This is a genomic window from uncultured Nostoc sp., from assembly GCF_964245445.1.
GTDB lineage: Bacteria > Cyanobacteriota > Cyanobacteriia > Cyanobacteriales > Nostocaceae > Nostoc.
Genome location: NZ_CAXTNE010000089.1, coordinates 1 through 26,522, shown reverse-complemented (window position 1 = coordinate 26,522; position 26,522 = coordinate 1). Strand labels below are relative to the sequence as shown.

At 41.5% G+C, this 26,522-nt stretch carries 23 protein-coding genes; 15 read left to right on the top strand and 8 right to left on the bottom strand.

Annotation, left to right across the window (positions count from 1 at the left end; all coding sequences use genetic code 11):
• Window positions 1-123 precede the first annotated feature (123 nt).
• Both ACFE90_RS16625 and ACFE90_RS16620 read right to left on the bottom strand, forming a co-directional pair.
• Window positions 124-990 carry a CmcJ/NvfI family oxidoreductase gene (locus ACFE90_RS16625; protein WP_375502355.1) on the bottom strand — a complete coding sequence of 289 codons (867 nt, stop codon included), beginning with the start codon at window positions 988-990 and terminating at the stop codon, window positions 124-126.
• 48 nt (window positions 991-1,038) lie between these two features.
• The gene (locus ACFE90_RS16620) at window positions 1,039-1,710 is read right to left on the bottom strand and encodes a glutathione S-transferase family protein (RefSeq protein WP_375502353.1); all 672 of its coding nucleotides are present in this window, start codon (window positions 1,708-1,710) and stop codon (window positions 1,039-1,041) included.
• Window positions 1,711-1,979: 269 nt separating this feature from the next.
• On the opposite strand from ACFE90_RS16620, the gene ACFE90_RS16615 reads away from it, so the two are divergent.
• The 4 genes from ACFE90_RS16615 (at window position 1,980) to ACFE90_RS16600 (ending at window position 5,978) form a co-directional block, all read left to right on the top strand.
• Complete coding sequence (locus ACFE90_RS16615; RefSeq protein WP_375502351.1) at window positions 1,980-2,729, top strand: aspartate/glutamate racemase family protein; 750 nt, start codon at window positions 1,980-1,982, stop codon at window positions 2,727-2,729.
• A gap of 44 nt (window positions 2,730-2,773) precedes the next feature.
• Window positions 2,774-3,058 carry a hypothetical protein gene (locus ACFE90_RS16610; protein WP_375502349.1) on the top strand — a complete coding sequence of 95 codons (285 nt, stop codon included), beginning with the start codon at window positions 2,774-2,776 and terminating at the stop codon, window positions 3,056-3,058.
• Between the two features lie 2 nt (window positions 3,059-3,060).
• Window positions 3,061-4,128: an NADPH dehydrogenase NamA gene (gene namA, locus ACFE90_RS16605; protein ID WP_375502347.1), complete on the top strand. Its 1,068-nt coding sequence runs from the start codon at window positions 3,061-3,063 to the stop codon at window positions 4,126-4,128.
• Window positions 4,129-4,631: 503 nt separating this feature from the next.
• On the top strand, window positions 4,632-5,978 hold the full coding sequence (locus ACFE90_RS16600; RefSeq protein ID WP_375502345.1) for an MFS transporter: 1,347 nt from the start codon (window positions 4,632-4,634) through the stop codon (window positions 5,976-5,978).
• Between the two features lie 518 nt (window positions 5,979-6,496).
• Here the strand turns inward: ACFE90_RS16600 and ACFE90_RS16595 are convergent.
• A complete protein-coding gene (locus ACFE90_RS16595) occupies window positions 6,497-8,785 on the bottom strand; it encodes an FAD/NAD(P)-binding protein (protein WP_375502343.1) in 2,289 nt (762 codons plus the stop codon).
• 230 nt (window positions 8,786-9,015) lie between these two features.
• On the opposite strand from ACFE90_RS16595, the gene ACFE90_RS16590 reads away from it, so the two are divergent.
• Both ACFE90_RS16590 and ACFE90_RS16585 read left to right on the top strand, forming a co-directional pair.
• Window positions 9,016-9,201: a DUF433 domain-containing protein gene (locus ACFE90_RS16590; protein ID WP_375502341.1), complete on the top strand. Its 186-nt coding sequence runs from the start codon at window positions 9,016-9,018 to the stop codon at window positions 9,199-9,201.
• A gap of 192 nt (window positions 9,202-9,393) precedes the next feature.
• Window positions 9,394-9,603, top strand: coding sequence for a DUF5615 family PIN-like protein (locus ACFE90_RS16585; RefSeq protein WP_375502339.1), 210 nt, complete (start codon window positions 9,394-9,396; stop codon window positions 9,601-9,603).
• 113 nt (window positions 9,604-9,716) lie between these two features.
• Here the strand turns inward: ACFE90_RS16585 and ACFE90_RS16580 are convergent, their stop codons facing one another.
• The gene (locus tag ACFE90_RS16580; protein ID WP_375502337.1) at window positions 9,717-10,157 is read right to left on the bottom strand and encodes a hypothetical protein; all 441 of its coding nucleotides are present in this window, start codon (window positions 10,155-10,157) and stop codon (window positions 9,717-9,719) included.
• A 422-nt stretch (window positions 10,158-10,579) separates the two neighbouring features.
• Between ACFE90_RS16580 and ACFE90_RS16575 the strand changes: the two genes are divergently transcribed.
• The 4 genes from ACFE90_RS16575 (at window position 10,580) to ACFE90_RS16560 (ending at window position 14,641) form a co-directional block, all read left to right on the top strand.
• Window positions 10,580-11,236, top strand: coding sequence for a class I SAM-dependent methyltransferase family protein (locus ACFE90_RS16575; RefSeq protein ID WP_375502335.1), 657 nt, complete (start codon window positions 10,580-10,582; stop codon window positions 11,234-11,236).
• A gap of 3 nt (window positions 11,237-11,239) precedes the next feature.
• Window positions 11,240-12,460 carry a glutathione S-transferase family protein gene (locus ACFE90_RS16570; protein ID WP_375502333.1) on the top strand — a complete coding sequence of 407 codons (1,221 nt, stop codon included), beginning with the start codon at window positions 11,240-11,242 and terminating at the stop codon, window positions 12,458-12,460.
• Window positions 12,461-12,591: 131 nt separating this feature from the next.
• Window positions 12,592-14,286, top strand: coding sequence for an FAD-dependent oxidoreductase (locus tag ACFE90_RS16565; RefSeq protein WP_375502331.1), 1,695 nt, complete (start codon window positions 12,592-12,594; stop codon window positions 14,284-14,286).
• Window positions 14,287-14,299: 13 nt separating this feature from the next.
• Entirely contained in the window at window positions 14,300-14,641 is a 342-nt protein-coding gene (locus tag ACFE90_RS16560; RefSeq protein ID WP_375502329.1) for a 4Fe-4S binding protein, read from the top strand.
• 133 nt (window positions 14,642-14,774) lie between these two features.
• Here the strand turns inward: ACFE90_RS16560 and ACFE90_RS16555 are convergent, their stop codons facing one another.
• Window positions 14,775-15,794, bottom strand: a complete 1,020-nt coding sequence (locus tag ACFE90_RS16555; RefSeq protein WP_375502327.1) for an isopenicillin N synthase family dioxygenase — start codon at window positions 15,792-15,794, stop codon at window positions 14,775-14,777.
• 305 nt (window positions 15,795-16,099) lie between these two features.
• Between ACFE90_RS16555 and ACFE90_RS16550 the strand changes: the two genes are divergently transcribed.
• The 4 genes from ACFE90_RS16550 to ACFE90_RS16535 all read left to right on the top strand — a co-directional run bounded on the left by ACFE90_RS16550 (window position 16,100) and on the right by ACFE90_RS16535 (window position 20,187).
• Window positions 16,100-17,137, top strand: coding sequence for an NADP(H)-dependent aldo-keto reductase (locus ACFE90_RS16550; protein WP_375502325.1), 1,038 nt, complete (start codon window positions 16,100-16,102; stop codon window positions 17,135-17,137).
• Window positions 17,138-17,227: 90 nt separating this feature from the next.
• Window positions 17,228-18,382, top strand: a complete 1,155-nt coding sequence (locus ACFE90_RS16545; protein WP_375502323.1) for an aryl-sulfate sulfotransferase — start codon at window positions 17,228-17,230, stop codon at window positions 18,380-18,382.
• A gap of 80 nt (window positions 18,383-18,462) precedes the next feature.
• Entirely contained in the window at window positions 18,463-19,149 is a 687-nt protein-coding gene (locus tag ACFE90_RS16540; RefSeq protein ID WP_375502321.1) for a glutathione S-transferase family protein, read from the top strand.
• A gap of 228 nt (window positions 19,150-19,377) precedes the next feature.
• A complete protein-coding gene (locus tag ACFE90_RS16535; protein WP_375502319.1) occupies window positions 19,378-20,187 on the top strand; it encodes a phosphate/phosphite/phosphonate ABC transporter substrate-binding protein in 810 nt (269 codons plus the stop codon).
• 342 nt (window positions 20,188-20,529) lie between these two features.
• Here ACFE90_RS16535 and ACFE90_RS16530 read toward each other — a convergent pair whose 3' ends face one another.
• Window positions 20,530-21,777, bottom strand: a complete 1,248-nt coding sequence (locus ACFE90_RS16530; RefSeq protein ID WP_375502317.1) for a tetratricopeptide repeat protein — start codon at window positions 21,775-21,777, stop codon at window positions 20,530-20,532.
• A 729-nt stretch (window positions 21,778-22,506) separates the two neighbouring features.
• Between ACFE90_RS16530 and ACFE90_RS16525 the strand changes: the two genes are divergently transcribed.
• On the top strand, window positions 22,507-24,813 hold the full coding sequence (locus ACFE90_RS16525; protein WP_375502315.1) for a cation:proton antiporter: 2,307 nt from the start codon (window positions 22,507-22,509) through the stop codon (window positions 24,811-24,813).
• 130 nt (window positions 24,814-24,943) lie between these two features.
• On the opposite strand, the gene ACFE90_RS16520 is transcribed toward ACFE90_RS16525, so the two are convergent.
• Both ACFE90_RS16520 and ACFE90_RS16515 read right to left on the bottom strand, forming a co-directional pair.
• Complete coding sequence (locus tag ACFE90_RS16520) at window positions 24,944-25,909, bottom strand: diguanylate cyclase (protein WP_375502313.1); 966 nt, start codon at window positions 25,907-25,909, stop codon at window positions 24,944-24,946.
• Window positions 25,910-26,230: 321 nt separating this feature from the next.
• Window positions 26,231-26,446, bottom strand: coding sequence for an RNA chaperone Hfq (locus tag ACFE90_RS16515; protein ID WP_190730667.1), 216 nt, complete (start codon window positions 26,444-26,446; stop codon window positions 26,231-26,233).
• Window positions 26,447-26,522: the final 76 nt, after the last annotated feature.

Sequence of the window (26,522 nt, the reverse complement as noted above, 5' to 3'; positions counted from 1 at the left end):
GTTGAGAAGTCCATTTCATCATTTTTTAAATCTTATTTAGCGACAAGTCTAATATTTGTGTCTCCAAGGATTAATTAATTTGTTTCACGCAGAGGGTAGGAGTTTGAGAGAAGTTTTTGCGATCTATGCAGGGTAAAAGACGAATGTTCGTAGTTCGATGCTTTCTCGTGGGGGAGCGTTGGCTGGGCTGGTGGGGTCTTCAAAGGCTGTATGGCCGGCAAAGCGGGCGCGTCCGTCTTCTGCGGAGTCGAAGCATTTAATAAATAGTGCTTCGTCTCTGTGCATTTGTGGGAAGTAGAACCATTTATGTTTGGAGTTATACGTGATTCCGTATGTTTCACCAACGCGATCGCGGTACACTAAATCACCAGCCACAATGTCTGTGGGTGCGATACTTTGCGCGTCACACACTGCTAATGGTGACTCTTGAATTGGTGTTGCGATCGCTCGCCAAACATTGATGATGGCAAATCGTTGTTTTAGTAGCGCATCAATGTCATCTATGCCTCGCGCTGCTAGTTCCAAATGGGCGCGAGTATAGCCGGATTTGGCGGTGAAGTCGTTGTGTACGCGCAAAGCAGGTTCTTTAATATTATTCTCACCTGGCTTTGACTGACTGGCATTACGCAAGGTGTGATCGAATATTACTACCTTCGTTGCACCTGTTACTTCTTTTAACAATTGCTCGGCTTCTGGATAGTAGACGCGGCGTACTTCGTCTTCATCGTAAAAGTTGCGGACATTAGTATTATGTCCAGTAAATGCGAAACCTTCTCGATCTAACGAGATGTTCTCTGAGATAGAACGAGCATTGTAAATTGGCAGTTTGTGCGTTTGATAAGTTGCATTCGTGCGGGGAATCCCTGGCGGTGGTTCATAAGTATAGTTAACAGGTTTTTCTGCCATTGGGATCAGGTAACTGAGGTTAGCCTCTACGTATGGCAGATCCTGGTAAATCGGTCTGTCTAAAACTTGGTTGTTTAAGCTCATAGGTTATCTCATTTTGGATTTTGGTTAATTTCTGTCAATCCCTATGCCCTATTTTTGAACTGCACCAACGGGAACAGGTTCACCGAGAATTTTGGCGAATCTTTGCAAATAGAAGTCCACAGGGTTTGCTACTGCTTGAATTGAGGAGCGATCGCTTAAGCTGTTCCACCATGTCTGCAAACGAGGTGTTTCTGCTGGTAGTGTGAATTTGCGGAAGTGTTCTAAGAGTGGTAAACGTTCAAACCAAGGATAGAAGCTGATATCAACAAGGCTAAACTGATCTCCTAACAAGTAATCACCTTTGCCTAATCCTTCTTGTTCAATATATAGAAGTGCTTCTGTGAACTCTCTTCGTCCTTGTTCCTGTTCTTGGCTATCTTTACCGCGCAGCAATTTGTTAAAAGCTGGGACAAGGCGAGTATTGGCGTAGTCTATCCAGATGCGAGCGATCGCTTTATTTGCGGGATCGCCAGGTAACAAAGGTGGCTTTGGGAAGACTTCATCTAGATATTCATTGATAATAGCGGACTCGTAAATTTCAACATCCCCATGTTTGATAGCTGGGACTTTGCCATAGTGGGAAATCTGAGTGTACCCATCTGGTTTGTTCTGTAAGTCAATTTCTATCGGGGTGAAGTCAATACCTTTTTCCAGTAAGACTACACGAGTCCGTTGAGAGAAAGTAGAGGCTTTGGCGAAGTACAGTTGTATGTTGCTCATGAAATCTTTTCCTTGTAATCATCGTGGATAGAGACTATTTGAGATTGCACAACTCCAACTAAAGCAATAAGACGAAAGCGAGATGTGTTGATTAGTGCAGTTAAATAATTGACTGGCAGGTATCTATGTCAGTTAGATGATATATTACAGTTTATCGGTCGATTTAGCGTAGTTTCTATATTATACAGTCTTCCTGAAAATATATATACCTAATTATTAGTGTAACTAAATATCTAGACATAATCAGGCTTGTCAAAAAGAGGTATTATATGTACTCGAAAGCTGACTATAATAGGCAGATCCGTCTTGGCTTGCTAGTACCCGCAGGTAACACGACGTTTGAGCCTGACTTTAACTCTGTTTTTTCCAGTCAAGTCAGTATTCATAGCCATCGTGTGATTGCTCAAGGCTCACACGCATCTGAGAGTTATGAATCAATGGATGACATCAATGAAGAAGCTATTAAGGAAGTAGAAAAATTAGCTAGAGCCGGAGTACATTTTGGAGCATACGGCTTCACAACAGCAACATTTTACCGAGGGCGAGTTTTTGCCGAACAACTAGAGCAACGTTTGACGCAGGTGTTAGGAGTACCTGTTGTTGTCCCTGCTCTGGCTCTATTAGAAGCGTTGGCATATCTAGAGATTAAGAAAATTTCTGTAGTCACCCCTTATCCAGAATGGAATAACCAAACGCTAAAAACGTTTTTGAGTGAAGCGCCTTTTGAAATAGTGGGGTTTAAAGGTGATGAACGCTCAACAGAAGTAGCAAAAAAGAATTACCTTTGGCATCAGTTACCCAATGAAGCTGCAACTTTTATCAAAGAGGTATCTCACAAAGGTGCAGATGCTATTGTGTTGCCCTGTACGGCATGGAGAACATTTGAGGTGATTGAGGAATTAGAAGCAGATTTAAAGATTCCTGTAGTTACAGCAAATCAAGCCACAATATGGAGTTTAGCAAGGCGTGCTTCTATTGAATCTGCACTTTGTCCGAGAGGAAAACTGTTTGCTATTTAGTTACAAAGGTTTTCATAGATTAAATCTTAAAAAGAGGAAATTTCATGTCAGACAAGTCTAATTTCCAAAACCCGCTTTTAGATAAGGTATTAGCTCATTATGAGCGTGGTTTGGAAGCTGAACGCTTATCAAAGCGTACAAATCCGATTGAACTAGTTCGCACCCAAGAGCTTCTTAGCCGCTACTTGCCTCCTTCTCCCGCAGTGATTTTCGATGTTGGTGGCGGCTCAGGTATCTATGCTTGTTGGCTTGCCCAGCTAGGGTATAAAGTTCATCCTATTGATACCCAAATGCTGAGAGTCTTACCTAGCAAGAGAAGGAATCAATAACAATGGCACACCTGTTTGAAGCATTCAAAATTCGTGAAGTTACCTTTCGCAACCGCATCGCTGTTTCCCCGATGTGTCAATATTCCAGTACAAATGGATATGCTAATGATTGGCACGTTATTCATTTAGCTTCTCGCGCAGTTGGCGGTGCAGGGATAGTGCTAACAGAAGCAGCAGCTGTAGAAGCGCGTGGGCGCATTAGCCCGCAAGATTTGGGAATTTGGTCAGATGCACACATAGAAACTTTGGCAAAAACTGTGGCATTGATCCATAATTTTGGCGCTGTTGCAGGTATTCAACTTGCTCATGCGGGTAGAAAGGCCAGTACTGCCAAACCGAGTAAAGGAGGGAAAGTGCTGGATGAATCTCAGGAAGGTTGGCGTCCCTTAGTTTCGAGTAGTGCGATCGCTTTTGGAAAAGATAGCCCAATTCCAGAAGCCCTCACTCTTGAGGGAATTCAAGAAGTTATTGATGCCTTTGCCCAAGCTGCCAAACGTTCTCTGCAAGCTGGTTTCAAGGTAGTGGAAATCCATGCTGCCCACGGTTATCTACTGCACCAGTTTCTCTCACCCCTTTCTAACCACCGTCAAGATGATTATGGTGGCAGTTTTGAAAATCGGACTCGTCTGCTTAGAGAAGTTGTTCAAGCAGTCCGAGAGGTTTGGCCACAGACACATCCACTTTGGGTACGCATTTCCGCCACCGATTGGGTAGATAATGGCTGGGACATTGAACAAAGTATCGCTTTAAGCGACAAACTCAAGTCTCTAGGAGTTGATCTCATTGACAGTTCATCGGGTGGTATTGTACCAGGCGTTAATATACCAATTAAACCTGGTTATCAGACTCAGTTTGCCGAACGCATCCGCCGTGAAGCTAATATTCATACAGGAGCCGTGGGCTTAATTACATCCCCTGAACAAGCTGACGAGATTATTCGCACAGAAGTAGCTGATATAGTGCTATTGGGACGTGAACTACTCCGCAATCCTTACTGGCCGCATCTGGCAGCCAAACAGCTGGGACACGATAAACTCTGGCCTGTTCAATATGACCGAGCTTGGCTATGATGTCACCTGTGTTTAATTGAGCATCAACCACCTCAAACCCCTACCGCCAAGCAGCAAGGGTTTGAGGTTGATTTGCAATAATTGTGGGTATTTGACCAAACATGGTATGATACATAGTTTAGTGATAATGCCTAGTGTTTTTTTGTTTTAATACTAAGCATACAAACTTTCTGGCTTGCGAACATTAAGCTTTACTAATACTCTTTCCGGGCTGGTGATATACAAGTCTGCTAAAACTTCATCAAAAAATTAGTAGAGATGTTGAAATGCAATGTCTCTACTAATGCCCTCGTCCATGCAAATTATCTTATCTAAGGGTAATTGATTAAAGCAAGAAGCACTATGAGCAGAATGAAGGCAAAGCGCACCCAACGCGAACACAAGCAGGACTTACGCACTAACAACTTGAAACATCTATCCCCCTTAAAAAAAGGGGAAATTCAAAAGCCCTTTTTTAGAGGTTGGGGGATCTCTTGTGCGTAAGTCCTAACAACGAACGAAGGATGAAAACTTTAAATAAGGAAAAACTCATGATACCAAGTAATAGAGAAAAGTTCCAAAATCACAAACCAAAGTTTGTTTATTTTGAACTTCCTGCTGCGCTTAAATCTGTAAACTTTTCCTGTTTTGTTATCGGAGAGAGTTTATCTTTTTTTGGGTCTTGGATGACTCAAATTGCTTTAGTATGGCTAGTTTATCAACTAACTAATTCGGCTGTCTTAGTAGGTGTAGCTGGATTTACAAATCAAGCTACAGGCTTAATTATTACACCATTGGTAGGAGTATTGCTAGATCGCTGGAACTTACGATATGTTCTAATAACTACTCAGTTAGTATCCATTTTGCTATCTTCTTCCCTAACCTTTCTAACTCTTAGTGATAATATTAATGTTGCATGGATTATTGCTATTGGCACGCTTCAGGGAACGGTAAAAGCTTTCGATTTACCAGCACGCCAGGTAATTATTCCCAGACTGTTGGATAAGAAATCAGATACTTATAGTGCGATGGCTTGCCATTCATTCTTGATTAATACAGCGAAGTTTGTTAGCCCGATGATTGGGGGTTTAATGATTGCTAAGTCTGGTGCAGCTTCCTGCTTTTTAGTAGATAGTATCAGCTATTTACCATTTTTATCTGCAATCTTAACTATCAAAGTCAACCCAGTTATTAATAATTTCTTGACTCAAAAGCCGCAAATTTGGGAAAACCTCAAAGAAGGTTTTGTTTATGCATACAAATTTTTGCCAATTAAATATTTATTGATATTACAAATTGTTATTTGCTTTATGGGAATGACTCATGTCAATTTGATACCTATTTTTTCTCAAGAAGTACTAAAGGGTAACGCTGAAACTATGGGCTTTTTGATGACAGCTTCGGCTCTTGGTTCAATAGTTTCAGGTATTTATCTCATCTCTAGAAAAAATGTAATAGGACTGGGAAGGATTATAGCAATCTCTGCCGCAGTATTAGGTTTAGGTTTAATAGTTTTTTCTCGCTCGAACAATTTATATATTTGTCTAGTATTCATGTTTATCATCGGTATGAATAATAGTCTAACTTTGGCCTCAATTAATAATTTTATGCAATCAATTCTTCTTGATGAAGATAAAAGAGGTAGAGTAACTAGTATATTTACAACTGGTTTCTTAGGAATACTACCTTTTGGTAATTTATTTTTTGGAGCATTGGCAGGTTACTTTGGTGTTACCAACGCTTTGTTATTTGGCGGTGCTTGTTGCATTTTAGGAGCATATTTTTTTAGTAGACAACTGCCCCAAATAAGAAAAATAGTGCATCCAATTTACGCAGAGTTGGGCTTAATTACACAGTCAAATAAAGGCTAAATCCGCTTTTATGGGATGTTATACCAATTCACAATTCGCAATACTTCGACTACGCTCAGGACAAGCTCAGTACAACGACAGCAATGACGCTCGCGGACTTGCTCTAAGCGTACTCCTACGGAGAAGCAAGCTACGCGGTAGCGTCTCTAAGAGTTGCTATGCCGAAGGCGTTGCCTCTCGAAGAGAAGGCTTTACGCTGCGCTAACGCAATTAAAAAACTTAGATGCAGCAAAGCTTTCAAGGGTTACATCTGTATCATATTTTTCGTGAAATGGTATTATTTGGGAGCGATGTCTATGATGTTCACGTAGCTCTTGTCGTACCACTTACTAATCAACTTTGCTAAAAAGAAGTAAATGTGAGAAACAGAAAAAACTCTTTCCCTACTCCCCACCTTCACTCGTCATTTTAGGGTTGGCAAACCACTAGTAGCGCAAGGCGAAAGTCAAAAGTCAAAAGTATTATGGAATAAACTCTGTAGGGATTTTAGATGGTTACTCTATTTACGCCGTAGTGTACTAGATATACATAGCAAAGTAATCATTGTAGATTTCTGTATTAGTCATGACTGTGAGTTCTATTTGTTTCTGTTCTTCATCTGTTGCCGAACTCGTAGCTGAGTCTAAGCTTTCTTTCGGGATAAAATCGCCACAGTATTCATTCGCAGGTACTGCTGCATTCATCTTCTGGGGATAACTTAATTTGAGATTATTCATGATTGTAATGAATTGACTACGGCTGCGATCGCTAAATCTGGGATTAAGCCGCTTTTCTTCGCCAATGGTGGAAACTGTGCGTCCTTTATAGTCATGGGCAGGATATACCAAAGTATCATCTGGCAAGGTGAATAAGCGTTGTGTCACTACATCGTATAGAGTTCCAGCATCGCCTCCCTGAAAATCTGTGCGTCCACAACCACGAATAAATAAGGCATCACCAGTTAACAGATGGCTTTTGTTCACCAAATATGCTATATGACTGGCGGTGTGTCCTGGTGTAAAAATTGTTTCAATGATTACCGATCCCACCTCTAGAATTTCGCTACCGACAAGGGAGCGATCGGCTTTTGTCACAGCAGTATTCTGGGGAACAATCACCTCACAGCCTGTTTGTTGCCTGAGTTTGCCTGCCCCTGTAATGTGATCGGCATGGAGGTGAGTTTCTAGACAGTAGCGTAGCTTTAATCCCAATTCATCCAATGATTCCAAATCGCGGTCAACTTGCTCTAATACAGGATCAACTAGAACAGCATCTCCTGTCTGCCGATCGCCAATTAAGTAAGTATAACTACTAGTTGCAGGGTCAAAAAATTGCCGGAATAGGAAAGTTGACTGCGGTATCTCTGCACTGCGCTCGCTTAACAAAGGCATCGTCGGAATAGGACGCACACGCACTGGTAGCGACTGCAACAATGCCTTGGATAATTCTTGCGCCTGTCCCCGTAATTCTGGAACAGCAATAGTTTCCCACAAATCGCCCTTGCGGGGAGTTCCCAAGGTATAAAACAGCGTCGAAACGTTACCGTCTGCTGCATATAAAGCACCGTGGGTATCTGTATCTAGTCCTAAACCGATGGCATTGGGGCGAATTAATTTCTGCGATCGCAAATCAGTAATCAAAGGATGAGGCGATCGGCGATAATCTGCTGCCACCCCTGTACAATTAACTACCCGGTGGACGTGCAAGATATGATTAGTCTGGGTTTTGCGCCGGTGTATGGTCACTGCTACACCGTCCGGCAAAGCTTGATATTCCCGAATCCGGCCGGCAGAAATGGTGAGTTGACCAGAATCTAGCATTTCAGTGACAACATTTGCTACTTGTGGGGCAATGCGGTGACGATGCACATCCCAATAGGGTGTCAGATGACGCAAAAAACGTTGCTGTTCCTCGGTCGGTAGTTTTTGCCAGATTTTCTGAATCATGGGACGCAGAGAATCAATTACTGCTCGCCAGTCGTAGCCTTGGGTAGCAGCAATTTCCACCTCAGCACGTAGCCGATGTAACCAACCGCCTACACTTTTTGGTGAATTTTCTGGCGTTAAGAAGCAGGGATAAGGTTGAGCCGCTTGATGTTTTAGGGGAAATAATCCTCGTCGGGATACAGCATAAATTTTACCGCGATGTTGGCGATCGCTCAGAGATAAAATCATATCCACCATCGTCAGTCCCGTACCAATGAGCAACACAGGTGCATCAGCATCAAGGTCTGCTAGGGCATCGGCTGACCAAGCATTCCGCAGATAACTTTCATCATTACTATTTGGGTTTTGAATGGCGGGGGGTGCAGAAGGTGAGTTCCCCAATGCCAACACAACTCTGTCTGCGGCAAAACAGCGACCACTACGCAGAGAAATCATTGCGCCTTTTTCTTCAGGCTGTACCCCTACCACTTCATCGGTGAAGCGTTCTAGTCGCACATCACTAGGCGCTGTGGCTTCTGCTTCTGCTAAAACCGATTGAATGTATAAACCATAGACTTTACGAGGTATGAAGGTACTGGCATTTACTTCTTCTGAAAAAAATACTGTTAACTCATCGCGGTTGTGCTGAAGCCAACGTAACAAATGCCCTGGATCGTGGGCAAATGCACTCATGTTGCCTGCCGATACATTCAGCAAATGACAGTTGGTATCTGTGCTGTAGGCGATTCCCTTGCCAATTTGATCGCTACGCTCAATCAGCTTAATGGTGAGGGGTTGACTGGCAGTTTTCAATAGGTGGGTAGCAACTAGAGAACCACTAAAACCTCCGCCAACAATAGCGATCGTGGTTGGAGTATGGGCAGTTAAAAAACTAGGGTTCATGGTGGTCTTAGCTAGAATCAATAGTTACGCTGTCTCTTTACTGGAACTAAAGGCTTTTCTAACCCAGCTAAAAAAATCAGACTTAATTTATTATAAATTCTTATAATACCCTAATTTGAGGCATTAAATACATTTAAATACATTTAATTGATAAATTAACAGTAGTTTGTGACTTCTCAACAGAATCGGTACAATTATCATCTAGGAAAGTTCTCAAGATATTCATATCTATGGTTCAAGCAACAGAACATCTTTACGTTGTCAAAGACGAACATATTCTAGGTGGTGAGCCAATTATCAAGGAAACTCGTACATCTGTTAGGGCGATCGTTGAAACTTGGCGTATGGGTGTATATCCTGAAGAAATTCCCCAAGGTTTGCCTCATCTAACCCTGGCACAAGTGTTTGATGCGTAGAGTTATTATAGCGATCATCAAAATGAAATTAATGCTTATATTGAACGTAACCGCATCCCTGATGAATTGATTGATCCGTTAGTGCGAGATTTATGAGTAACTTGTTCATTCGCTTGTACTTAGATGAGGATGTCAACGTTTTGGTAGCGTATTTGCTAAAAGCTAGAGGCTTTGATGCTTTAACCGTAAGAGATGCAGGACAATCTTCATGCAAGCGATGAGGAACAAATGGCTTATGCTGTCAGCCAAGGAAGAACGCTAGTTACACACAACCGTACCGATTTTGAAGAACTCATACAAGCTTATTTTGATAGCGAACAAATGCACTATGGAGTGATTTATGCTGTTCGTCGTCCACCTCAAGAAATAGCACAACGATTACTGGAGATTTTAAATAAGTGACAGCAGATGAGATGGAAAATCAAGTTCGGTACATTTGAATTACTCAATTCTATCAGACGGCTTGACTTTACGATTTATGGAATTATAACTGCTTGTGTAACCGTCGTTGTATTTTACTCAAAGTCAAGATTAGAGCTTAATTGAGATGAAAATTTAACGGTCTTTTTAGATTCAATGTTAAATGCGAACACATCAACTATATTGTTGAGCGATTCTTGGCGAATAACCTGTGTTGTGTAGGGTGAAAGCCGACTGATCAACTCTTGTCTTGTAGATACAACTATTCCTTGTTTGCAACTAAGTAGACTCTCATAAAACACTGCCCATCGGGTGTAATAGATATTGTTGTTAGCCGGAAACTTATCTGGAATAGGTTTGTCATTTTCGTATACTCTTAGGTAGTGCAAGCTATTCCTAAAGTCCGAAGCTTTTTTGAGGTCTGAAAGACCATAATAAATCCACGGAAAATTAGTAAGAGTTGTATGCTGACGTTGGTCAAGTTTCCAATAATCAACACCATTGTGATATAAAGCTTTGTACTGAATGCCAAACATCTTCACGGAACTTCCCATATTGTACAGAAAATCGGCGGGTAAATATCATTCAACTCGTTGATCAATGGGATAAACACGAATTTCGTGACCAGCATTTAGAATAAATTCCTCTATTTGCCGACTTGTCCAGTATTCAACCTGTCTTTCAGCAATATATTATGTAGTATTTGGCATGGTTCATCACTTAAGTTAAATTATTTCTTACATTACTCTCACCGATACCTTTTGAGCTACTTACATTTCACTATTTATTATACGTAAGCAATCTGTATAATCACTACATCAAGAGTAGTTATACGGAATAAGGCTTGATTTTATATAAATGTTTGTGATACTCTGCCTTCATCCTTAAACTACATTTATTTGATATACTAACCGTAGTTTGCGAACATACAGTGTGCATCAAACGGGAATCACGCATTATGCCAAAAGATTGGTATGAATGGCACGACCTCTACAACACTGAGCCAAAATTGCAGCAGCGTCTAGAAATCGTGCAGGAATATATTGCTTATAGCTTGAATGCCTCACCAGATGGCGCTATCCGAATAGTGAGTGTTTGTGCGGGTGATGGGCGAGATTTACTAGGAACTTTAAAAAATAACCCCCGTGCGAAGGATATTTCTGCACGACTGGTTGAAATAAATTCAAATTTAGTTGAGCGTGGACGAGCAACTATAGAGTCTTTGGGTTTAGCCAAGCAAATTGAATTTATCAATGGTGATGCAACTCTTGCCACTAACTATGTAGGAGCAGTACCAGCAGATATCGTGATTGTGTGTGGTGTCTTTGGCAATCTGGCACAGGAAGCTGAACTCAATCGCTTACTAGATAACCTGAGTTTTCTGAGTAAACCAGGTGCTTTTGTCATTTGGACTCGTGGACACTCTAACGGTATTACCTACTCTGACAATGTGCGGAAAATTTTAAGTGCATCTGGATTTGAGGAAGTGAACTTTAAGCTTACCGCCACGGGAGATATGGGTGTAGGTCTTCATCGATACAGGGGTGAAAACTTGGCTGCACCTAAAGAGCAACAGTTATTTGTGTTTTCCGGCATTCCTAGTAAAGCGAGGTAAAAAATGTCTATTCAAAACACAGTGTCAACTTGGGAAGAAGTTTTAGAAACTGCTAGAAAAAATACCTCTGCGCGTAGGGTAAAGAGGACAGGCCAATCTCCTTCTACTGCACCAATACCCAGCAGTTTAGATAAACTTCCTCCAAATACAGAACCGCCAGTCTTGCTTTATCGAGATACTAATTCCTGGTGTCCTTTCTGCGAACGAGTTTGGTTTGCTCTGGAAGAAAAGGAAATTCCCTTTGCAACGGAGTTTATTGATTTAAGTAATAAACCCAAATGGTACACTGACCTAGTTCCCACAACCCTTGTCCCAGCAGCCAAAATTGAGGGTAATTTAGTATATGAATCTAAAGATATTCTCTTAGCTTTAGAAGAAAGGTTTCCACATCCAGCATTATTGCCGGAAAATCCAGAGGAAAACGCTGTTGCTAGGCAGTTGGTTGAAGAAGCTGAGACTAACGGTTTTAGAGAGATTGCTTACAAAATCGTGAGAGAAACACCTGTAGATGCTGATGAGTTGGCATTACAAGCAGCATTTGAGGCGAAGTTAGATGAACTTGAGCAAGCTTTGGCTAAATATCCCGGTCCTTACTTTGTAAGTAGGTTTAGCTTAGTTGACATTGTATATAGCCCCCATCTAGATAGATTGGCGGCTAATTTACCTGTATATCGGGGATATCACCTCAAAGGAAATCCTCGCTTTCCTCGAATTAATGCTTGGTTTGACGCACTTAATCAGCGTCCTGCTTATCATAGGGTAAAGTCGGATAATATCACCAACAATTTACTTATGCGTCGCAGATGGGGTGTTGAACCGATTGGAAATCCTTTACCTCTGGATGTGGCAGATAGTGAGAAAATTCAATATCGAGCCGAAGCAGCTGAGAGATTGAGCGATAATCGGGAAGTTGCGATCGCAGATATTATCAAAAATTCTGGAGTCCAAAGTTTAGCCGCAGATGGTGATATTACCACAGTTAAGGACGCTGTTGATTTTCACCTGCGACAACTGGCTGATTATCTGATTCATGGCAATGGTGTAACTTTACCGGGTGGTCGGACTGGTGGTAAAAATAGTAGTGTTGATCCCCTATTCGCTGCTGTGGGGGCTATTACTTTCGCATATTTGAGAAATCGCATCTGCGCCCCTCGTGATATGAGTGCTGGTGCAGCAACGGCGTTTCGGGCTGCGATCGATAAATTGTTGACTTCTGTTTATTAATTTTGTTGTATGCGTTGCTGAATGTATGAATGAATTTGCTTTATGCACAGACGCAGCGAAAAGTCGGAGCGCTTCTGAATTCTGACTCCTGAATTCTGCTGTACTTTGGAGACTTTATTGAGGAAAAGGAATTGCTAACAGTCCATAATGAAAATGAATTACAATTAACTGCTGATGTACTGGTAATTGGTGGTGGCCCTGCGGCAGCATGGGCAGCCTGGGCAGCCGCATCCCAAGGAGTCAAAGTCATCATTGTTGATAAAGGTTTTCTGGGTACGAGTGGTGCTGCTGCTGCTAGTGGTAACGGCATCATGGCCCCTTCTCCAGAGAATTGGGACAAAGTTTTATCGGAGCGTTATCGCGTAGGAAAAAACCTCGCTAACTCACGTTGGATCGAGCGTGTTATCGAAAAAACTTGGCTGAGTTTGCCCCTAGTGGAAAGTTGGGGCTATCGTTTCCCTAAAGAAGATGGGGAATCTGTGCGTCAGAGTTATTATGGCCCTGAATATATGCGGGTACTTCGCAAAAACCTTTTGCGTGTTGGTGTGCAGATTTTCGATCAAAGTCCTGCTCTAGAGCTTTTATTGGCTGACGACGGCTCAGTAGCTGGTGCAAGAGGTGTGCAAAGGCAGCATCATCGTACTTATACCGTTCGTGCTGGTGCAGTAGTCTTAGCGAATGGCGGTTGTGCATTCTTGAGTAAAGCATTAGGTTGCAATACCAATACAGGTGATGGATTGCTGATGGCAGTGGAAGCTGGTGGGGAACTTTCTAGTATGGAAGCTTCTAATCACTATGCCATTTCGACGGCTTTCAATGCGACTGTAACCAGGGGTGTTCCCTTTGGCTGGGCTAGTTATACGGATGAAGCAGGCAATGATCTAGGTGGTTATATTAATGGTCGTCGCGATCCATTATTCCTTGCTAATGCCCTCCTGAAAGGCCCCGTTTATGCTCGTTTGGATCGAGCCACACCGGAAGTTAAAGCAGTGATTGAAAAGTCTCATTTCATTGCTTTTCTACCCTATACAAAAGCTGGCATTGACCCCTATACAGAACGAGTGCCTGTGACACTTGTTTTAGAGGGTACAGTCCGTGGTACAGGTGGGATTCGGATTGTGAATGATAATTGCGCTACAAAAGTTCCTGGCCTTTACGCTGCCGGTGATGCAGCATCGCGGGAGTTTTTAGCCGGTTTAGCTTCTGGGGGTGGTGGCCCCAATGCTGCCTGGGCAATCTCCACAGGGCAATGGGCTGGAGTTGGGGCAGCGGACTTTGCTAAGAGTCTGGGCGCTCATGCAAATGAACGGGTTGCGCGTCCTGCTGGTAAAGTGGGATTGCGATCGCCTACGGTGGGCGGAACGCCATCGCCTAAGACGGGGGGTAGCCCATCGTCCTCACCCACTTCTGAAACATTCGATAGTGAGGCGATTGTGCATGGTGTACAAGCCCAGATGTTCCCCTTGGAGAAGAATTACTTGCGTTCTGAGCAGGGACTTTTGGATTCTCTTGCCAAATTAGAAACGCTGTGGCAGCAAGTACAAGGGAACCCGAAACAAGATACAGTGCGCGATGTGGAATTTTCCCGCCGAGCGGCTGCTCTTACGGCTGTAGCACGATGGGCATATTTTAGCGCATTACATCGCACGGAAACGCGCAGCGAACATATTCGTGTGGACTATCCTGAAACCGATCCAAATCAGCGTTATTACCAAGCAACAGGTGGCTTAGATAAGCTTTGGGTGAGACGTGATTGGATTACGGATGCAATTGCTACACCACCAGTAATTACCACTCAAACCACACCCTCTGTATCAAAGTTGTAGTAGGAGCAGAATCATGATCGAGCTTGTCAGCCATAAACTCTGTATTAATTGCAATTTGTGCGTCCAAGTGTGTCCTACCAATGTTTTTGACTCCGTACCTAACCAACCACCTGTGATCGCCCGCAAGGAAGACTGTCAAACATGTTTCATGTGTGAGGCCTATTGTCCTGTGGATGCGCTCTATGTTGCGCCGCAATCTCATACTGATATTGAAGTCAAGGAGGATGATTTAATTGAAAGTGGCATCATGGGTGAATATCGTCGCCTCTTAGGTTGGGGATATGGCAGAAAAAATAATAGTGAATTGGATACGGCTCATAAACTGCGCCAACTGCCGCGTCCTTATCAAAGTTAATTTGGGTGTCTGAATCGAGGTCGCATTCTCGAAGATGACAGCTTTGCTCTCACTCTAAAGTGAAACCTTAGTTTTTCGTTGTCTGTAACATCGAAATTTCATTAATTTTTCCAACATTGGTAAATTTTCCTCTCTAAAGCACTTTTTGTTGTAGTTCTGGAAATACTTTAGAGACTTTATTCAAAAGATAATCGCCATAAGTCCCGCGAAATTCGTGGACACTGGCTTTATCCCAGCGATCGCTTTTATCATCATTCACTACTATGTCGCTCAGTTCAATGGGTTTGACTTCAACGTTGAAATTGGGATCAAAGAAGAATGGAAATGACAGGCGATTACTTGTTGATAAATTCTGAACGCGGTGGGGTGTTGAACGATACAGTCCTCGTGTCATGCGATCGAGCATATCCCCAATGTTGCATACGAATGAACCAGGAATAGGAGGTGCATCTATCCAACCAGACTTTGATTTGACTTGTAATCCACCAACATTATCTTGTTTGAGTATAGTTAATACTCCATAATCTGTATGTTCACCAACGCCCCATTCAGATTTAGATAATGATGGATTGGCAGGGTAATTGAAAATCCGAAATAATATTAATGGATCTTTTGTATAACGTTCAGCAAAATAGGATTTTTCTAACCCCAAACTTAGAGCAATACCAGCCATTAGGGTATGTCCAAGTTTGGTCATTGAGTCTATATAATCCAGCACTGTTTCCCTAAATTGGGGAATATTGGATGGAAAAAGATTTCGACCGTGCATTGGTACACCAGCTTTTACAAATGGATGGTCTTCTGCTAGTTCTGCACCGAAGTAAATACCTTCTTTTAAGTCAGGTCTACCTGATGTCAACTCGTTACCTACGGGGAAATATCCTCGCCATGCTCTACCACCAAGAGCCATAGGAATCTTCAGTTTAGTTTCTATATCCTGCGCGAAGAATTGTTGACTGAGATGTTCTAGTTGCTCTTGTAGTTGTTCATCAACTCCATGTCCGACGATATAGAAGAAACCGTAATCATGGAGAGCTTGTCTAATTTGGTCTGCAATTACATCAGAATAGTTGCTAGTTTGAGAAACCAATGTACTAATATCAATGACGGGAACTTTTGAAAACTCTTTGTTTACAACTTGTAAGATTGTCATACTCTATTTTTATTGTCGTGTTTAGACTAATCACTAGGCTACACAAAAAATTATATCGATAACTATAATGTTGATGTTAGGTATGGCGATCGCTAACCCTAGTAAAATATTTAGACAAACGATTCTGAGTAGAAATTTGTAAACTTATTTATTATTCCGGTAATTCGGTAGGGATAACGTAGTATTATTTAAATAATTCTCAATTATTTCTGCAAACAGCAATAATCTACTGAACAAGGAGTAATTTATTGCCTAATAGCAATTGCGTAAAAATATTGTTAAATTTTAAAAAATAATCCAAAAATATGCGATACAATCAACTAGGTAATAGTGACCTTAAAGTTTCCGAAATTTGCCTTGGCACAATGACTTATGGGCAGCAAAATACTATTGAAGAAGCCCATCAGCAGCTAGATTATGCCATTAAACAGGGGATTAACTTCATTGATGCTGCTGAGATGTATCCAGTACCAGTCAGTGCTGAAACCTATGGATTAACCGAAACTTATATTGGAGAATGGTTAAAACATCAGCAGCGAGATCAACTAATAGTCGCTACTAAAATTGCCGGGCCTGGGCGCGGCTTTAAATGGCTACGTGATGGAGCTAAAGCCGTTGATCGGGATAATATCAAACAAGCTGTAGATGATAGTCTAAAAAGATTGCAGACAGACTATATTGATTTATATCAAATCCATTGGCCAGACCGTCATGTACCACGTTTTGGACAAACAGTTTTCGACCCTAATCAAGTCGGGGAAACAGTTCCCATCACTGAACAACTAGAAGTTTTTGCCGATGTCATAAATGCAGGTAAAATTCGATATATCGGCTTAAGTAATGAAACTCCTTGGGGCATTGCACAATTTAGCCATGCAGCTAAACAATTAGGATTACCTAAAGTTGTTTCTATTCAAAATGCTTACAATTTACTCAATCGAGTTTTTGATGGCGCTCTTGCAGAAGCAGTTTATTACGAAAACGTTCCTTTACTAGCTTACAGCCCTTTGGGATTTGGCTATTTAACTGGTAAATACCTCAATGGTAAACCAGAGAAAGCAAGAGTTACTTTATTTGAAAATTTTGGTCAACGATATTTAAAACCAAATGTTAGCAAAGCAGTAGCAGCTTATATAGAAATTGCCAAACGCCATCAACTAAGTCCTGCACAATTAGCGATCGCATTTGTGCGGAGTCGTTGGTTTGTCGCCAGTACGATTATTGGTGCTACCACACTAGAACAACTTAAAGAGAATATAGAAAGCATCAATGTAGTTCTTGATAAAGATATCTTGGCTGAATTGGATTCAGTTCATACTCAATATCCGAACCCAGCACCTTAACAATTAAAAATTAAAAGTATTGAGTTTTTGGTGCAGAAAAGTAGGTTGGGTTAAGCTAGCGCAACCCAACAAAACAATACAAATTTGGGTTTGAAAATAGTCTCTAGTACCCTTAAATTTATGACGATCGCAACAGCATCAGTTGACCAAAATACTATTCGTCGCCGTGGTACTGGTTTAAGAGCTTATAATCCTGACAAGGTATTCAAAGGTTATACACTTTTTACACCACTTACAGGTAACGGAGAAGTATATCTTCTGAATCTAGAAGGAGAAGTAGTACATCAATGGAATCTGCCATATTCACCCGGTTTATATGCTTATCTTTTACCTAATGGCAACCTTTTTTATAATGCTAAGACGCTAGAAGATATTCCGCCACATTTTCCTTTGTGGGCTGCCTTTAAAGGTGGCGTTGTCTTAGAAGCAGATCCCAAAGGAAATATTATTTGGGAGTACAAACATCCAGATCATCATCACGACGGGCGCAGACTACGCAACGGTAACACGATTTTATTAGCTATTGAAAAGATACCTCAGTCTTTGATTCCCCGTATCAAAGGCGGTGTAGCAGGAACAGAAGCAGACGGTGATATCTATGCTGATGTACTTTATGAAGTTACTCCTGCGGGTGAGATTGTTTGGACTTGGCACGCCCACGAACACTTAGATCCAGATATTTTTACTATCACTCCCCAAGATAAACGACACGAATGGACTCATGGCAATACTGTAGGCGAACTCGCTGACGGCAATATTATAGTCAGCTTTCGTAATATCTCTACCGTTGTAATTATCGATCGCCAAACAGGAGAGATTATCTGGACACTTGGAGATGACGTATTAGCACAGCAGCACTTTCCTAACGAATTAGCTAACGGCAATATCCTAATTTTTGATAATGGCGCACATCGTCGTCACACTGCGCTAAATTTCTCTCGTGTAATTGAAGTAAGCCGTCAAACTAAAGAGATAGTTTGGGAGTACACTGACAATCCACCTCAAAATTTTTTTAGTTCGTATATATCAGGCGCACAGCGTCTAGCGAATGGCAACACTTTAATTACAGAAGGTGCTTATGGCCGCATATTTGAGGTGACAGTTACAGGAGAGATTGTTTGGGAATATGTCAATCCTCACTTTGCGGTTCGGAATCTTGGTGAGAAGTCAGCAGTAGCTGGTGGTGAACAAAATTCAGTCTTCCGTGCCTTTCGTTATGCACCTGAAGAAGTGCCTTGGCTTTAGTTCAATTTGAGATTTTGGATTTTAGATTGAATTAATTTCCAAAGCTAATAAACCAATCCTATTCATACAGGAATATCAACATGGCTAAAATCAAGATATATAGTGCAGTCGTTTGCCCTTATGCTCACCGTTCGCGTTTGGTATTGCAAGAAAAAGGCATTGACTTTGACTTAATTGAAATTAATTTGCAGAACAAACCGGAGGGATTTACAGATATTTCTCCTTATGGGAAAGTGCCTGCGATGTCTGCGACGGGCTACGCCTACGCACATAATAATCACCGAGTTTGGGAATCGGCAGTAATTAATGAATATCTCAACGAGGTATTTCCAAATCCGCCGCTTTTACCTAGCAGTCCCATTGCTAAAGCACAAGCTCGAATCTGGATTGATTTTGCTAATACTCGATTCGTTCCAGCTTTTTCTACTCTCTTGCGTAGTTCTGATATCCAACAGCAAGAAGCAGCTAAACAAGAACTATACAAACATCTGGAATTTATCGAGAATGAAGCTTTAGGGAAGTTATCAGGAAACGGCCCTTACTGGTTTGGCGAATCCGTTAGTCTAGTTGATTTCACCTTTTACCCCTGGTTTGAGCGTTGGGCTGCACTGAAGCACTATCGAGGCTTGGCGTTATCAGAGGAATTTACTCGTCTACGTCAATGGAAAAAGGCTTTAAAACAACGTGATTCTGTGGTGGCGATCGCTAATAGTAAGGAGTTATACATAGAGCGATATGCTAGATTTGCTACTCCTGTTGCTGCCTAGCGCTGCTTTTTGGTAGTCAAAAGAATTTTATCTTTGCCTAAGTTTTCGCTGCTCAAAAAGAATTTGAGCGGCGAAAAAGTCAAATTTATGGTGAAAATATGAATTTAGGTATAACGATAAATCTGTTATAAATAGTAGTAATAATACTACTGCTGATCAAGTAATCCGATGGTCAAGCTGGCAAAAAACTGACTCAAGTTTTTTAGCCTGAAACTGCTGTAGAAAAAAATGGCTATATATTATAAAAAGTTGCAAATTACATCTTATCTGGCTCCCAATTGGTTCAGATTTTATCAGGCGATCGCAGCTTATTTAGGTCGTGTTTTAAAAGCAGAATTCCAACTACAGCCGGGTGAATGTGACCCCTTAGATGATCCCCGGTTATTTGAAGACCAAATAGACTTAGCTTTTATTTGTGGATTACCACTAATTCGGTATAGTCAAATAGTTTCAAATCAATTCCAGACATTAGTTGCGCCAGTAATGCAATCATCACGATATAGCAACCGCCCTATTTACTATGCAGATGTAATTGTCAATGCTAATAGTAATATCAAAAAGTTTGCAGATTTAGCAAGGAAAACATTTTGTTATAATGACCTTGGTTCAAACAGTGGTTATAATTTACTCTGTCATAGATTAATTAAAGAAAAATATCCTGAAAGTTTTTTTGGCAAAACGCTACAATCAGGTTCGCATCAGCATTCAATTCGCTGGGTAGTTGAGGGATTGGCAGATTGTGCATCGATTGATAGTGTAGTGCTAGAACAAGAATTGAAAGATTTTCCCGAATTATCACAGCATTTGCGGGTGGTGGAAGTGTTGGGGCCTTCGCCGATGCCACCTTTAGTAGTAGCAAAGCGTCTAGGTATATCTTTAATTCAGCAAATGCAGTTAGCACTACTCCAACCAGATGCAGAGTTGCAAACAGTGATGGAACAGTTTGGAGTCAGACGTTTTGCCGTAGTGGAATTAAAAGACTATCAGATATTAAATCAGATTTATCGCGATCGCTCTTGTGTTAGCTTGTCTAGGTAAGAAATAAAAGAAAAGTTTACCCAGAGGAGGACACTTGCAAGGGTAAGTTCTCCAACTTCTAGCAACTGTCGTTAAAGTGTGCGTCGCACAAAGAGAAGGAGAGAGGTTGTCAATTATCTATCTCCCAATCTTCAGTAAGCAAATTATATTATGTCCGCCTAATTAGTTATAATTCCCGCATCTGTGCAAAAAGCGCAAAAGCCTCTTTCCCCCTGCTCCCTGCCCCCTGCCCCCTGCGGTCTAAATGATAAGTCTTTAACCGGACACGATATTATTAAGGCGCTTGAAGTCTCTGGTATGAGTAATGAGCGTGTGGAGGATAATTTTATTTGGCATCAGTTTTTAAGACATGGCATAATCCCAACTCTGCTTTTGTGCTGACAAAACCACATCTTGATAAACTTGCTCAAATAATACTCGCTGTGCATGACTCCCTCCAATCTCATGTAAGCGTGGTAAAACAGGTTTTAGTTCTGCAACAGTCGCGTGGAAATCGCCTTTGGCATGAGCTACCATTCCTCTAGCTGCGGGAATTGCTACTTCTATCCAACTCCGTTGCAGAAAGGGATTAATATTTAAAGTGTGATACTGCATGTTCTGAAGCATTTGGTTCACCCAATCATGATGTCCGGCTTTGGTAAGGGCATAGACATAATGCAAATCCTGGAATGGTAATGCGTGTTCATCAATCCGGCTGTAAAGATAAGGACTGATGCTTTGCCAACGGTTCTCGACATTTACACCGCGCAATTCTAGGCGCAATAATAATGAAATTGCTCCTACTTGGTCTTTAGGAGATTGTTTGTTGGCACGTTCCCAAATATGCGTATCATAGAGTTTGAGAACTTTCTGGTAGTTTTCTAACTGCAAATAATATAGTGCAATATGCCACCAGTTGTGAGTGTAGAGCATAGAGTTGCAGTTTTCCCAGGTGTCTGCAAAACTCTCCATCCAAGCTATCCCCTCATCGACTCTTCCCTGAGTTTCCATGACATGAGCAATCGCATGATGCGCCCAAGGATCATATCTATTTAAGGCGATCGCTTGATGTGCCATCTTTTCTGCTGCTTGGAGTTGATGACACTGTTCTAAACCAAATGCCACCATGCCGGATAAATAATGATTTTCAGGATTGCTTAGTAAAACTTTTTGGGCGATTTCTAGTAATTTATCTTTATTGCCTGTATAAAAATAATGATACTGTCCCTGCTGAACAGAAATCAAATCACGGGGAAACCTATTGGTAATTTCCTCATGAATAGCGATCGCTACATCAATCTCTTGATTTGCCCAAGCTGAAATTGCTTGCACATATAACTGTTCTCTGGCGGTAATCTTGGTGCAATACTGTTGTGCAGTTTGCAGATATGGTAGAGCTACCTGCCAAGCTTTGCGGTTTTCTTGGGTAAGATAATAAGCAGCCGCATAAGCATTAGCTAATGCACAAGTGGGATCTGCTGCAATTGCTTGTAAAACTACTGTTTCTGCATCTTTACCATAACCAAGCATCTGATCGATAAAATGGTTAATTCCTGCGATCGCATTGGCTGAATCTGTTGTAACTACTAGTCCTTGTGCATCTTTAAGCATTATTAATTTCTTGCAGCAGATTTGTGAAGCAATTTATAAACTACGGTAAGTCTATAGGAATAATGGACTTACGAAATAGAGTATGTCATAGCTACCACAAAATTGCAAGGATGAAACTACTGTAAACCTATAAGATAACCGTACTTAATTGTTGTATAGGTATTTTAGATGCGTTCGCCTTGAAGCGATCGCAGATGCTCAATCAATACACTGCGATCACTTTTCTATGCTTTTAAGTGCAACTCCCTTGTCTCAAGATATTAATGGCATTTTTAAAATTTCTGCCTCATACTCTTGACAAAATTTTTAAGAGATCGAATGAAACAGCCCTGCCTTTTTAAGGAGGTTAACGAATCTATTATGGTTAAGTGCTATGAGTTAGAAAAAGCTGATTTTCGGGCAGATTACATTTAATAAACAACTGATTTAACAAGAGTTGATCAAAGGGGGTAGGGAGAAGAGTTTTCCCGTCTGCCTCTTTTCAATGCCCAATATGCAAATTTTGTCGCACCTTTACTAACAGCGAGTTTGTAAACTTAAGTAAAGTACATGTCTAGTAAGGGTTTCAGGAATTTGAGCCAGTAAAACACTTATTTGCTGAAAGTCAGACCTAGCAATTAATTCAGTATTTTTAAGATTTCCTTTATGAATAGACTCTAAACAAGCTGTTTGAGATCATAAAACTTTGTATGCTGAATTAATAGGTCTTAAATAGTTCTTTTAAAACTGGTGCAAGAAGATTTTAGGTTAATTGTTGATTTAGTTTTAGTTTTAGGCGTTGCCGCCTGCGGTGGACTGTTGGCGGCACTTTTGCGACAACCCGTACTGCTAGGGTATCTCATTGGCGGGATGATCGTTGGCCCAGCCGGACTCGGATTGATTAAAGAACTTATTCAAGTAGAGACTCTGGCACAGTTCGGTGTCGCCTTTTTGCTATTCGCCTTGGGTGTGGAATTTTCCTTTGCGGAACTTAAGAAGGTAAAAGCGATCGCTCTTGGCGGAGGTGGACTCCAGATTGCTCTGACAATTTTAGTCACAGTTGTAGTATGCGGGTTAACCGGAGCCTGGGGAACCTTACCTGCTAAGGGGATGTTTTTAGGGTGTATTCTATCCTTGTCTTCCACAGCAGTTGTCCTCAAATGCTTGATGGAACGCAACGAAACAGAAACGCCTCACGGGCAAGTGATGCTAGGTATTTTGGTAGTACAGGACTTGGCACTGGGACTGATGTTAGCAGTCTTACCAGCCCTGAACCAACCCGCAGAAACCATTGGCATCGCCGTGCTGACAGCCCTAGCTTTGATTGCTTTATTCGCTGCGGGTGCAATAGCTGCGGGGATTTGGCTGATACCGCCTTTGTTGCGACTGTTAGCCCGTACCGAAAGCCGAGAACTATTTTTATTAGGAGTTGTAGCTCTATGCTTGGGCATTGCTCTGTTGACAGAGCATTTAGGGCTGTCGATTGAGATGGGGGCATTTGTCGCGGGTTTGATGATTTCTGAGGTGGAATACGCCGATCAAACCCTGACTTATGTCGAACCACTGCGAGATATCTTTGCCAGTTTATTTTTTGCCGCCATTGGCATGTTAATTGACCCAGTGTTTTTGTGGAACAACCTGGAATTAATTTTAGGGCTGGTGGCAATAGTTTTCGTAGGTAAATTTCTGATTATCACCCCCCTAGTCAAGCTGTTTCGCTACCCTTTGAAAACAGCGATAATCGCCGGTTTGGGACTAGCGCAAATTGGAGAATTTTCCTTTGTTCTCGCCAGCGAAGGGCAAACTTTGGGGCTGGTGTCCCGACAAATATACTTATTAATTTTGGGAACCACCGCAGTCACTCTCATGCTTACTCCCTTTGTCTTGCGGTTAGTGCCATTTTTATTTAACTTTGCCGAATCAATGCCCTGGTTGAAACCGTATTTAGAAGAACAAGAGGCGCGGGATGTGTCGGAAGATTTGCCCTTCAAAGACCATGTGGTAGTTTGTGGCTATGGGCAAGTCGGCAAAAATTTAGTAAAGTTGTTGCTGCAACACGACCTACCTGTGGTAGTAATTGACCAATCAGAGAGTAGAATTCAAAAGTTGCGTGAGGCTGGGGTGTCTTATGTCTATGGCAATTGCGTGAGTTTACATGTTCTAGAAACTGCCGGGGTGAATCATGCTAAAAAAATGGCGATCGCACTCCCTGACCCCATGAGTAGCCGTCTTTGCTTGAAACGCGCTTTGGAATTGTGCCCAGAATTAGATTTAGTTGTCCGTGCTACCCAGGATAAAAATATTGAGGTGCTGTATCAATTGGGAGCCAAAGAAGTTGTGCAACCTGAGTTTGAAGCCAGCTTAGAAATGGCAACTCATTTATTAACTGGCTTAGGCTTGTTGTCGCCAGCTGTCGTCCAACGAGAAATGCAGCAAATCCGCAACGATCATTATTTAGATTTTCGCCCAGAGCGTTCTGCTACTGAAGTTGCTCGTGATTTGCGCCAAGCAACTCGCGATCTAAATCAGCGCTGGTATCCTCTACCATCTGATTCGCCTTTAATTGGCATGACCATAGAAGAAGCAGATATGCGCTACTTAACAGGAGCGAGTTTGATGGCAATTCGCCGCGCTAACGGCGATGAAATCGATTATCCTAAGAATCAAACCAAATTGGAAGAAGGCGATCGCTTGCTGATTGTGGGAGCAGATGAAGAACTGGCAGCCTTGGCAGAATTAGCTAAAGGACAAGCTGTTGTTCCCGGAGAAAATAGTGCTTGTCAGTGGATTACAGTGAATGCAGATGCACCAACGCTTGGTAAAACCCTTGCAGATTTAGATATCGGCAAGCAATTTGGAGTACAGGTACAGGCAATCCGGCGCGATGGCAAGTTTATCCGCTATCCTGATGGCGGCATGGACTTGCGAGTTGGCGACCAAGTATTGTTATGTGGTGGCTTGACAGGTCTGAGTCAACTAGAACAGTTATTTGCAGTCAGCACTAAAGTACCCCTTTCTATCCCAGTAGTAAAAGCTAGTGAGGCAGAAACTCTTTAAGCGCTTCTCCCTATGGATAATTTATGGAAGTTATCATTAATCATTAGTTATCAGCTGTAATAAGAGTAATTTAATAAGAAATGAACTAATCCAATTAGCAAATATTGACATGAATAATTGTCCAAAAATTTTATTGCATTTTATGCATAATTTCGGAGTTTTTCTGCCTAATCTGTTGGTTTTTCTCCATAGCCTCTTGGAGTTGCTTCATAAGCTGTTGGTTTTTCTTTTTAATCTGCTGGGATTTCTGTATAGACAGCCATAATTCCTCTCTAATGAACAACTTATCTGAGAGGAACACCTTTGCAAGAGTTGCAATCCGCTTTACTTCTAGATTTTCAGTTTGCTCTTGAGAGCACACACGATCGCGTCCTGCTGCCTTTGCTTGATACAATGCTTTATCCGCCGCCACAATTATTTTTTGAAAGTTAAAGTTAAATGTAGGAATTACTGTAGCTAACCCAGCACTCACGGTTACATAAGAATTAACTTGTGAATTTTCATGGGGAATTGCCAGTTTCCGTACAGCAAAGCAAATTTTTTCTGCAATGTGAGCAGCACCAAGTATGTCTGTATTAGACAAAATTACAGCAAATTCTTCCCCACCATAACGGGCAACTAAATCAGCAGGACGTTGAACAACATCTTTGATGACTCTAGCAATTTTACTAAGACAGCGATCGCCCATTGGATGACCATAGGTATCGTTGTAGGATTTGAAGAAATCTACATCAACAAGGATGAGGGAGAGGGGCTGTTGTGAGCGTCTCATGCGCCGCCACTCAATATCAAGATACTCTTCAAATCGTCGGCGGTTAGCTACTTGAGTTAAAAAATCGATAGTAGCTATAGTACTTAATCGCTGCAATTCTTCATTAGCGGCTTCTAGTTTTTGCTGAAGTTGGCGACGCTCTAGTTCTTGGCTGGCTACCAAAAACTGATAGTCCAAAATGCTTAAGCTTTTCCCCTGTACCCAGTCTAAGACCTCTTGCAATGCCTGCCCCCACTGTAAACATGACTCATCTTGATAGCCGGATGCTAGCCAAGCACTAAATCTTTGGCAATAAGAATCAAGATTATCTAACTGCACAATCATCTTAAATCTTTATAAAAATTTAATTATATTAGATGCTTATTTGATTGATGCCTTTTTTATTACTTTTGGAATAGAAAAATCTAAAATGCAAAAGCAAGCGATCGCTATTCTCTGCTAACTTCGGCTAAAAACCTATCACTAGTGGTCTGTAAAGTCAACTTTGACGAGTAAATAAATTCTTCAATTTCTCTTCTTGGGTTTGTAACATTAAGGATTTTTTGTAGTGGTAGTAAAAATGATTTTTACCACTACAAGGTTTTCCTAATCTGGTAAATTTTAGCCAGCACCGTGGGAAGGGGCGTTTCAAACGCCGATTTTTGACTAACTCTTGGGTTTAATATAAGCGATCGCTTGTTTCCAAACAGTGGTTTGCTGACTGTTCTCATCCGCAATAGAGATACACTGTGGATCTTGCCATAAAACCTTTCCTGTTAGCACATCACCAGTCAGCAGCTTTAACTCTACTGGCGTTGTTTGTTTAATCAAGTTTTGGACTTGGATAATACTGGGTAAAGTGGTGTCAAATTCGGTAAGCATTTTTAGTAAAGATGAACCTACAAGGCAAAATAAAGAGTAACTAATCCTTGATAATTCATCCTTGAAGAAATGGCAA